The organism is Stackebrandtia sp., from assembly GCF_035643755.1.
Classification (GTDB): Bacteria; Actinomycetota; Actinomycetes; order Mycobacteriales; family Micromonosporaceae; genus Stackebrandtia.
In genome coordinates this window covers 1-6871 of record NZ_DASQPW010000280.1, presented here as the reverse complement: position 1 = coordinate 6871, position 6871 = coordinate 1, and the positions used below count along the sequence as shown (strand labels likewise).

Annotated in this window: 9 protein-coding genes and 1 pseudogene; 8 read left to right on the top strand and 2 right to left on the bottom strand. The window is 69.4% G+C overall.

The features are described from left to right. The 6 genes from VE172_RS21580 to thiC form a co-directional block, all read left to right on the top strand. The coding region (locus VE172_RS21580; RefSeq protein WP_324804065.1) for a thiamine phosphate synthase at positions 1–508 on the top strand (508 nt) is incomplete at its 5' end. After that, the gene (gene thiO / locus VE172_RS21575) at positions 505–1554 is read left to right on the top strand and encodes a glycine oxidase ThiO (protein WP_324804063.1); all 1050 of its coding nucleotides are present in this window, start codon (positions 505–507) and stop codon (positions 1552–1554) included. The genes VE172_RS21580 and thiO, both read left to right, overlap by 4 nt. Next, positions 1551–1745 (top strand): sulfur carrier protein ThiS, encoded by a 195-nt coding sequence (gene thiS / locus VE172_RS21570; RefSeq protein ID WP_324804061.1) that lies wholly within the window; start codon positions 1551–1553, stop codon positions 1743–1745. Before thiO ends, thiS begins: the two co-directional genes overlap by 4 nt. Before the next feature lie 16 nt (positions 1746–1761). Beyond that, on the top strand, positions 1762–2532 hold the full coding sequence (locus tag VE172_RS21565) for a thiazole synthase (protein WP_324804060.1): 771 nt from the start codon (positions 1762–1764) through the stop codon (positions 2530–2532). Beyond that, complete coding sequence (gene thiD, locus VE172_RS21560) at positions 2529–3326, top strand: bifunctional hydroxymethylpyrimidine kinase/phosphomethylpyrimidine kinase (RefSeq protein ID WP_324804059.1); 798 nt, start codon at positions 2529–2531, stop codon at positions 3324–3326. Before VE172_RS21565 ends, thiD begins: the two co-directional genes overlap by 4 nt. Then, complete coding sequence (gene thiC, locus VE172_RS21555; protein ID WP_324804058.1) at positions 3323–4885, top strand: phosphomethylpyrimidine synthase ThiC; 1563 nt, start codon at positions 3323–3325, stop codon at positions 4883–4885. Before thiD ends, thiC begins: the two co-directional genes overlap by 4 nt. On the opposite strand, the gene VE172_RS21550 is transcribed toward thiC, so the two are convergent. Then, positions 4865–5701 carry a hypothetical protein gene (locus VE172_RS21550; RefSeq protein ID WP_324804057.1) on the bottom strand — a complete coding sequence of 279 codons (837 nt, stop codon included), beginning with the start codon at positions 5699–5701 and terminating at the stop codon, positions 4865–4867. The two genes, thiC and VE172_RS21550, sit on opposite strands and share 21 nt — an antisense overlap. A 169-nt stretch (positions 5702–5870) precedes the next feature. Here VE172_RS21550 and VE172_RS21545 point away from each other — a divergent pair, with 169 nt between their 5' ends. Together VE172_RS21545 and VE172_RS21540 are read left to right on the top strand one after the other, a co-directional pair. Next, positions 5871–6107 carry a FitA-like ribbon-helix-helix domain-containing protein gene (locus VE172_RS21545; RefSeq protein ID WP_324804056.1) on the top strand — a complete coding sequence of 79 codons (237 nt, stop codon included), beginning with the start codon at positions 5871–5873 and terminating at the stop codon, positions 6105–6107. Continuing rightward, positions 6104–6499, top strand: a complete 396-nt coding sequence (locus VE172_RS21540) for a type II toxin-antitoxin system VapC family toxin (protein ID WP_324804055.1) — start codon at positions 6104–6106, stop codon at positions 6497–6499. The genes VE172_RS21545 and VE172_RS21540 overlap by 4 nt, the downstream gene beginning before the upstream one ends. 72 nt (positions 6500–6571) lie before the next feature. Here VE172_RS21540 and VE172_RS21535 read toward each other — a convergent pair. Beyond that, positions 6572–6871 (bottom strand): annotated as a pseudogene (locus VE172_RS21535) (hypothetical protein); the annotation flags it as partial.

The window sequence follows — 6871 nt, the reverse complement described above, 5'->3', positions numbered from 1 at the left end:
CGACCTGGCGATTCACCTGAAGGACCTGTGCGACGCGGCCGGCGCCACCTGCCTGATCAACGATCGGCTCGACGTGGCGCTGGCGGTGGAGGCCCACGGCGGCCACGTCGGCGCGCGCGACCTCCCGGTGCCCGCGGCGCGCGGCATCCTGGGCGGGCACGCGCTGGTGGGCGGCACCTGTCGCGAACCCGAGACCGCCCGCGCACTGCGCCGCGCCGGCGCCAGCTACCTGGGCGCCGGACCCGCCTTCGCCACCACCACAAAGGACGGACTGCCCGATCCGCTCGGCCCCGAGCGGATCGGCCGCATCGCCGCGGCCGTCGACATCCCGGTCATCGCGATCGGCGGGGTGACCGCCGAGCGGGTCGACGCGCTGATCGCGGCGGGCGCCCACGGCGTCGCCGTCGTCGGGGCGATATCGCGGGCCGCCGACCCGTACCGTGCGACCCGGGACCTCCTGGACGCCGTCGAGGCGTCCGTCCGCAAGCGAGAAGGGAACTCGACATGAGCCAGGACGTCGCGATCATCGGCGCGGGAACCATCGGCCTGTCCATCGCGTGGCGCTGCGCCCAGGCGGGCCTGAGCGTCACCGTGTACGACCCACACCCCGGCAGCGGTGCCTCCACAGTGGCCGCCGGGATGGTGGCCCCGGTGCTGGAGACCCATTTCGGCGAGGAGCCGCTGTCGCGCCTGGCCGTCGACTCCGCCCGCATGTGGCCCGACTTCGCCGCCGAACTCGGCGTCGCCGACGCGTACCGCGACGAGGGCACCGTCTTCGTCGGCGTCGACCGCGCCGACGGCGAGGAGCTGCGGCGCCAGCTCGAGCTGTACCGCGACTTCGGGATGGCCTGCGAGCCGTGGACGGGGGAACGGGCGCGCGAGGCCGAACCCATGCTCACCCACCAGGTGACCCACGCGCTGTTCACCCCCGACGACCACCAGGTCGAGACCCGGCTGGTCCACGCCACGCTGCTGCGCACCGCGGAGCGCGCGGGCGTGAGCCTGGTCCGCGAGCGGGTCGACGACATCGGCACGCTGGACGCCGCGCGCATCGTCGTGGCGGCGGGCAGCTGGTCGCGGCGCCTCATCGACCTGCCCGTCCGCCCGGTCCGCGGCCAGGTGCTGCGGCTGCGCGGCCCCGCCGAACTGCGCTTCACGGTGCGGGCCCGGGTGCACGGCAAGCTGGTGTACGTGGTGCCGCGCCAAAGCGGCGAGGTCGTCGTCGGGGCCACAGTGGACGAGGCGGGCTTCGACGTCGCGCCCCGCGCGGGCGACACCTCCGAGCTGCTGCGCACCGCGCTGGACGTCCTGCCTGAGCTGTCGCGCTACGAGCTCGCCGAGATCAACGTCGGCCTGCGCCCCGGCACCCCCGACAACGCGCCGCTGCTCGGCGCCACCGCCGACCCCCGCGTCATCGCCGCGACGGGCCACTACCGCCAGGGCATCCTGCTGGCCCCCATCACCGCGGCGGCCATCACCGAACTCATCGTCTCGGGTAAGGCGCCCGCGGCACTGGAACCCTTTGACCCGCAACGCTTCGGGACCCACCCATGAGGCTGCGCGTCAACGGCGGCGACGTCGAGCTGCCCGAACCCACCCTCGCCGAGGCCGTCGCGACGGTGACAGACGCGCGGCGCGGCATCGCCGTGGCCGTCAACGGCGAGGTGATCCCGAAAGCACAGTGGACTCGCCCGCTGTCCGAGGGGGACAGCGTGGAGATCCTCACCGCCACCCAGGGTGGTTGACCGAAAGGAGCACGTCATGGAGGACCCCCTGGTCATCGCCGGCCGCCGCCTCGGTTCCCGGCTCATCCTGGGCACGGGCGGCGCCAGCGGATTGGAGCCGCTGAAGCGCGCCATCGTCGCGGCGGGGACGGAGCTGGTGACCGTGGCCCTGCGGCGGGTCGACCCCGCCTCCGAGGGTTCGCTGGTGGACCTGATCGCCGACTGTGGAGTGTCCATACTGCCCAATACGGCGGGGTGCTTCACCGCGCAACAGGCGGTGCGCACCGCGCGGATGGCCCGCGAGGCGCTGGAGACCGACTGGGTGAAGCTCGAGGTGATCGGCGACTCCGACAACCTGCTGCCCGACGCCGTCGAACTGCTGGCGGCGGCGAAAACCCTGGTGGCCGAGGGATTCACCGTGCTGCCGTACACGTCCGACGATCCCGTGTTGGCGCGGCGCCTGGCCGATGTCGGGTGTGCGGCGGTGATGCCGCTCGGCTCGCCGATCGGTTCGGGGCTGGGGATTCGCCACCCCCACAACTTCGCGATGATTCGCGACGGCGTGGACATACCGATGATCTGCGACGCGGGCATCGGCACCGCCTCGGACGCCGCCCTGGCCATGGAACTGGGCTGCGACGCCGTGCTGCTGGCCAGCGCCGTGACCCGGGCGGCCGATCCGTCCATGATGGCCGCCGCGATGCGCCAGGCCGTCGCCGCGGGCCGCCTGGCGCATCTCGCGGGCCGGATCCCGAGGCGCGACCACGCCGAGGCGTCGTCCGCCTTCGCGGGAATGGCCGAGTGGTGAACCCGCAGCCTCCCGTCGCGCTCACCATCGCGGGCTCGGATTCCGGTGGGGGAGCGGGAATCCAGGCCGACGTGCACACGTTCGCCGCCCTCGGCGTGCACGGCGCCAGCGCGCTGACCGCCGTCACCGCGCAAAACACCGTCGGGGTGCGCGGCGTCCATCAGATCCCCGTATCCATGGTGGCCCAACAGCTCGACGCGGTCTTCGACGACTTCGACGTCGCCGCGGCCAAGACGGGCATGCTCGGCGAGACCGCCGTTCTCGACCTGGTCGCCGCGCGTCGCCCACCCCGCCTGGTCGTGGACCCCGTGATGATCTCCACCAGCGGGGCCGCCCTGTTCCGGGGCGCGACGTCGGCATACCTGCACGCCCTCGGCCCCGCCGCCACGGTGTTCACACCGAACCTCCCCGAGGCCGAAACCCTGCTGGGCCAGTCCATCGGCGACATCGCGTCGATGCGCGACGCCGCCCGCGAACTCGCCGCCCGCGGCCCGCGCGCCGTCGTCGTCACCGGCGGCCACGCCGACGACCCCGACACCTCCACCGACGTCGTGTGCTGCGACGGCGAGGTTTACGAGCTCGCCTCCCCCCGCGTGTCCACACCCAACACCCACGGCACGGGCTGCACATTCTCCGCCGCCATCGCCGCGTGTCTCGCCCGCGGAATGCCCGTCCTCCCATCCATCCAGCAAGCGAAGTCCTATGTGACCAGGGCACTGGCGGCGGCCGCGACGTGGCGGTTGGGCGCCGGAGCGGGTCCGCCGAATCACTTCATCCGAGGAGAAAACCCATGAGAGACAAGGTCTACGTCACCGGTTCCCGCCCCGACATCCGCGTCCCCTTCGCCGAGGTCGGCCTGTCCGCGGGTGAGGCCGCCGTCCGCCTCTACGACACCTCGGGCCCCGGAAGCATCCCCGAGGACGGCCTGCCGAGGCTTCGCGCCGACTGGATCGCCGAGCGCGGAGCCACCGCCACCGCCACCCAGCTCCACTACGCGCGCCAGGGAACCATCACCCCCGAGATGGAGTTCGCCGCCATCCGCGAGGGCCTCGAACCCGAAACCGTCCGCGCCGAGATCGCCGCGGGCCGCGCCATCCTGCCCGCCAACATCAACCACCCCGAGACCGAGCCGATGCTGATCGGCAAGGAATTCCTCGTCAAGATCAACGCCAACATCGGCACCTCCGCGGTCTCCGACTCCATCGCCGCCGAGGTCGAAAAGCTCACCTGGGCCACCCGCTGGGGCGCCGACACCGTCATGGACCTGTCCACGGGCAAACACATCCACGCCACCCGCGAGCACATCGTCCGCAACTCCCCGGTCCCCATCGGCACCGTCCCCATCTACCAGGCACTGGAGAAGGTGGACGGCGACCCCGTGAAGCTCACCTGGGACATCTACCGCGACACCATCATCGAACAGGCCGAACAGGGCGTCGACTACATGACCGTCCACGCGGGAGTCCTGCTGCGCTACATCCCCATGACCGTCGAACGCGTCACGGGCATCGTCTCACGTGGAGGGTCCATTCTGGCCGCCTGGTGCCTGGCCCACCACGAGGAGAACTTCCTCTACACCCACTTCGCCGAGCTGTGCGAGATCTTCGCCCGCTACGACATCGCCTTCTCCCTCGGCGACGGCCTGCGCCCGGGCAGCATCGCCGACGCCAACGACGACGCCCAGCTCGCCGAACTGCGCACCCTCGGCGAGCTCACCACCATCGCCTGGGACCACGACGTCCAGGTCATGATCGAGGGCCCCGGCCACGTCCCGATGCACAAGATCAAGGAAAACGTTGACCTGCAACAGGACTGGTGCCACGAGGCCCCCTTCTACACCCTCGGCCCCCTCACCACCGACATCGCGCCCGCCTACGACCACATCACCTCGGCCATCGGCGCGGCCATGATCGGCTCCTTCGGCACCGCCATGCTCTGCTACGTCACCCCCAAGGAACACCTCGGACTCCCCAACAGGGACGACGTCAAGGAGGGCGTGATCGCGTACAAGATCGCCGCCCACGCCGCCGACCTCGCCAAGGGCCACCCCGCCGCCCAGGTCTGGGACGACGCCCTGTCCAAGGCGCGCTTCGACTTCCGCTGGGAGGACCAGTTCAACCTCTCCCTCGACCCGCAGCGCGCCCGCGAATACCACGACGAAACCCTCCCCGCCGCTCCCGCCAAGACCGCCCACTTCTGCTCGATGTGCGGCCCGAAGTTCTGCTCCATGAAGATCTCGCAGGAGCTCAGGGACTACGCGGCCCAAGGCATGCACGACAAATCCGAGGAGTTCATGTCCTCGGGTGGGCAGGTGTACCTACCCGTGCAACCCTCAGTGCGCCAACACGGGTGACCGATAGCGGCGCGGGCTCAGGCTGACGCTCGCGCCGCACCCCAAGGTCTCGCACTCACACGCGAAGTCCACGGGCGGTGGATCGTCGGGCGCCTTGTCTCCCAACGAGTCCAGAAACATCGTCACCGCCCGATGCGACTCGGCGTTCTCGGCCCGCCGCATGGCGGCCCGCTCGGCACCCGTCGCGCGGCGCCTACCCTCCAGCACGCCCTCGAAGTACTTCGCCACCGCCGCTTCGGTCTGCCCCAGGTCCAGCGACCCGTCCACCACCATGGTGTTCAACCCCAGCCCCTCGGCCTGCCCCCGCATCACCTCGGTGAGCCACGCGTCGCGCTCGATCAGGTGCCGCCGCGCCACCTCCGCCGCCGAACCCGCCACGGGCTTGATGTCCACCCGCCGCGTCCGCCCCAACGCCCCGAACTCGGGCGTCGGCAACAACCACAACCCGTGGCTCGGGGCGGCGAGCCACGGCGCCACCAGCTCGGGAAACAGCGCGGGCCCCTCGGCGATCACCAGCGGCCCACCCCGCCTCTCCTCCACGTCGGACACGATCATCTCGAACTGCTCGGCGGCGCTGTCGCGAAAGTCCGCGACCATCTCCTCCACGGTGGTGTCCACGAACATCTCGGCATAACTCAAGCGCGACAACCGATCCATCGTCGAATGCCGCTCGGCGTCGATGCGCCCCTGATGCGGGTACGCGAACGAGTCCACCCGATACAGCCGCAGATCGAACCGATACGCCAACCGACGAGCCACAGTAGACTTCCCCGCCCCACAGCCGCCGCCCAACCACAACACGTCCTCGAATCCCATGCCGATCGAGGCTACCCGCCGACGACGCGACGAACCTTCCCGAACTCGGGGGACGCCATCGCGGTGGCCTGTACTGATACCTGGGCTTGACGCGTGACTCTCGCGGAGAGTGACGGGGCGTGTGCGGCGATTGAAAGCATTTTGGTACCGTCGGTGGCATAATGCTTGCATGACGAGTTTGCACGTTCGCGAGATCCCCGAAAACACCCTGTCGACCCTGAAGGTGCGGGCCGCGAACTCTGGGCAGTCGTTGCAGGCATACGTCCGACAACTGCTCAATCGTGAGGCTGCCATGTTGACGCTCGAAGAAGTCTTTGCCCGAGCTCAGGAGATCGCGGACAGATCCTCGGTCACCGCGGACGACGTCGTTGAGGCGATAGCCGAGTCCCATCGGGATCGTCAGTGATCGTTGTCGATACTTCCGCACTGGTGGAGTCTCTCGTCGGCAAGGACGCGCGGGCGCTCGCCGTGCGGACAGTGATGCTCGACCAGACCCTCGCCGCTCCACACGGCATCGATCTCGAGTTCGCTGCGGCGTTGCGTGGCCTGGCGAAGGGAAAAAAGATCCATGAGAAGGAGGCCGAGCGAGCATGTTCGCTGCTCGGCCAGATGCCGATACGTCGATTTGAACACACGCCACTGCTGCGACGCATATGGCAACTGCGGCACAACATGTGGCCATACGATGTGTCGTTTGTGGCCCTCGCCGAATTGCTCGACGCTCCGCTGGTGACGGTGGACAAGAAGTTCAGCACCGTTCCAGGTCTGCAATGTGAGGTGGAGCTGATTTCGAGCTAGGCGTGCACAGGCGGCGCTGATCCCGTTGTCTGCCGTTCCCTACGGCCAGTCACGCTTCATGCGACGGATCACTCAATGCGCCAACACAGGCGACCGATATTGACTTGGATCTAGGCTGACGGTCGCGCGGCATCCCAGGGTCTCGCACTCGCACGCGAAGTCCACGGGTGGCGGGTTCTGGGGTGCATTGTCTCCCATAGATTTGAGCAACGTTATCGTGCCTCTGTATTCTTCGGCGTTCTCGGCGCGCCGCATCGCTGCCCGCTCAGAGCCCGTGACGTGACGGGCTTCCTTCAACACGGGAGCGAAGTACTCGGTCACCGCTGCCTCGGTTTGATCCAGGTCCAGTGACCCGTCAACCTCCATGGTGCC

Bases quoted from the DNA above. Each gene is read 5' to 3' on its own strand.
- thiO (WP_324804063.1), top strand. From the start codon at position 505: ATGAGCCAGGACGTCGCGATCATCGGCGCGGGAACCATCGGCCTGTCC.
- VE172_RS21545 (WP_324804056.1), top strand. From the start codon at position 5,871: ATGACGAGTTTGCACGTTCGCGAGATCCCCGAAAACACCCTGTCGACC.
- VE172_RS21550 (WP_324804057.1), bottom strand. From the start codon at position 5,701: ATGGGATTCGAGGACGTGTTGTGGTTGGGCGGCGGCTGTGGGGCGGGG.
- VE172_RS21565 (WP_324804060.1), top strand. From the start codon at position 1,762: ATGGAGGACCCCCTGGTCATCGCCGGCCGCCGCCTCGGTTCCCGGCTC.
- thiC (WP_324804058.1), top strand. From the start codon at position 3,323: ATGAGAGACAAGGTCTACGTCACCGGTTCCCGCCCCGACATCCGCGTC.
- thiS (WP_324804061.1), top strand. From the start codon at position 1,551: ATGAGGCTGCGCGTCAACGGCGGCGACGTCGAGCTGCCCGAACCCACC.